The organism is Agrobacterium sp. (genome assembly GCF_032092815.1).
In the GTDB taxonomy this organism is placed as follows: Bacteria; Pseudomonadota; Alphaproteobacteria; order Rhizobiales; family Rhizobiaceae; genus Agrobacterium.
This window is the reverse complement of record NZ_DAMDBP010000097.1, coordinates 1-2,201: the sequence shown is the minus strand read 5'-3', so window position 1 is coordinate 2,201 and position 2,201 is coordinate 1. Positions and strand designations below refer to the sequence as shown.

Annotated in this window: 2 protein-coding genes and 1 pseudogene; 2 read left to right on the top strand and 1 reads right to left on the bottom strand. The window is 56.2% G+C overall.

Annotation, left to right across the window (positions count from 1 at the left end; translation table 11 throughout):
* Positions 1–697 (top strand): annotated as a pseudogene (locus tag RT613_RS23830) (ribonuclease E/G); the annotation flags it as partial.
* A 106-nt stretch (positions 698–803) separates the two neighbouring features.
* Here the strand turns inward: RT613_RS23830 and RT613_RS23825 are convergent.
* Positions 804–1,589, bottom strand: a complete 786-nt coding sequence (locus RT613_RS23825; RefSeq protein ID WP_313618835.1) for a DUF4394 domain-containing protein — start codon at positions 1,587–1,589, stop codon at positions 804–806.
* Between the two features lie 270 nt (positions 1,590–1,859).
* On the opposite strand from RT613_RS23825, the gene RT613_RS23820 reads away from it, so the two are divergent.
* A partial coding sequence (locus RT613_RS23820; protein ID WP_313618834.1) for a sigma-70 family RNA polymerase sigma factor occupies positions 1,860–2,201 on the top strand: 342 nt, incomplete at its 3' end.

Genomic DNA, 2,201 nt, shown 5'->3' with positions numbered 1-2,201 from the left:
GGGCGATGATGAAGGCGACGATGCCGAAGGTGAGGCTGATGAAGGCGTAGAAACCGTTGGTGGTGACGCCGAGGCAACCGCGGACGAAGCATCTGCCGAAAACGGTTCATCCGATGAAGAAGGCCGTCGCAAGCGCCGCCGTCGTGGCAAGCGCGGTGGTCGCCGCAATCGCTCGGATGAAGAGAACGGTCTCGAGGTATCTGGTGAGGCTGATGGCGAAGGCAATGATGAGGCTGGCGCAGATGATGCCCAGGCGGTCGAAGTCGTAGCTGCCGAAACCGAAGTCGTTGTCGTCGAAACCGCCGCCAGCGTGGTTGAAGGTGGTAGCGACGACGTGGTTGCCGAAGCACCGAAGGCCAAGAAGCCACGCCGCACCCGCAAGGCCAAGGCACAGGAAGAAACCCCGGCTGAAGACACTGAGGCTCCTAAGGCTGAAAAACCTGCCAAGGTGAAGGTTGAAACCGTCGAGCCTGTGGTTGTTGAAGAAACGGTCGCAGATGTTGCCCTCGAAGAGGTTGGTGAAGCCTCTGCAGATCTGGCTGAGACATCGCAGGACGCAAAGCCGACACGCGCCAACCGTGGCGACAATGTCTCCTCCTCCGAGCCTGTTGTCACTTCGACAGCCTCGACCGAGGGTGATGGCGATGATCCAAAGCCGCGCAAGGGCGGCTGGTGGCAGCGCCGCGGTTTCTTCTGATAGAAACCAGACATTAGACAGATAAAAAGCCGCCCGTAGAATCACTTACGGGCGGCTTTTCATTTTCTGATTCATGTCCTGTAACGGACATCTTGCCTTTTACGCGTCACATGGCAGGCAGGATGGCGATATCGCGCACGTCATTGTCGGTTCCCGTAACAGCACCAACCTCAGTTGCGGCACCCGTCTCAATGTTTACCGTGTAGAGTGTCTTGTTGGCGACGAGATAGGCAGTGTTCTTGCCGTCTTCACTGCCTTGAATGTCAAAGGCATAAGTTGCTGGTGTGGCTTCGATACCCAGCTTGCCAATTGCCTTCAACGTGCCGTCATTGGGTTTGGTCTGCTGGATCAGCGCGCCAATGGTGGCGTCGATATTATACATGGCGGTCTTCTCAGGCTTGCCCCAGGAATTGGTGTAGGCGGCTGCCACGATGTTGGGTGTTTCACCCTTATGCATGTCCCCTTCTTCAAAGGCCAAGGTGCCGTCCACCGTCACCGCACCCGTATCCGGGTGGACACGATGGTTGGTCGTGCCAGTCATGAAACGCAGGCGGTCTGCCATCGGATTGAAGTCAACCACCACAGGCGCATCGGTCATGGCCAGCGGTTTGTCCATCTTGGCCACTTCGGTTGCCGCACCACTGGTCAGATCAATGGTTACAATTGTGCCTTCCGGAGTCACACCCACCACTGATTTGTTGCCAGGACGGAAATCGATGCCGACCAGCTTGTCGACGCCAGTCACATCCATCGATTTGGACACTTCCGGCTTGTCGGTGTCGAACATTACAAGCGTCTTGTCTCCTGTCAGACCGAGGACGGGTGCTGCCTGTACGGATGCAGCAGCAAGAACGGCAGTAGAAGCAATCAGTACGGAACGGATCATGTGCATGGCATTTCTCCCTTATGTCATGTTTCAGAGAACCCCGCTTCAACCCATGTGAAGCGCCTCTCAATGGGTAGACACGTGGGGGATGCCGTTTGGATGCAGGCAAATAAAAAAAATCCACGTTGCATCCATTTGTCAGTTTCAGGGGTAGCCCACACAGAGAAACATCAGCACTCGCGTTAAAAACAGGACAAGCCGATGTCTGGCACAGGCGCCCTATCTGTGAGATACAATTTTGAGACGAATTTGCGGGGGGAGAACCGTTTGCAGGTCATGCAGGATCAGACCGACGACTTGAATGCTGCGCTTGCAGCCTGCGCCGATGGCGACCGCAAAGGGTTACGGCACATCTATGATTGCGAAGCTGGCCGTCTGGTGGCTGTTGCACAACGCATCCTGCGGCGGCGTGATCTCGCTGAAGAAGCCGTACAGGAAGGTTTTATCCGCATCTGGACGAGAGCCCATCAATTTGAACCCGGGCGCGGTTCGGCACGTGGGTGGATTTACGCCATCATCCGCAACCATGCGCTCAACATGCTGCGTGATGGAAAACGTGAGGATCTGGTTTCCGGCGACAAGCTGGAGGAAATGCGGGAAAGCGAACAGATCGATCAG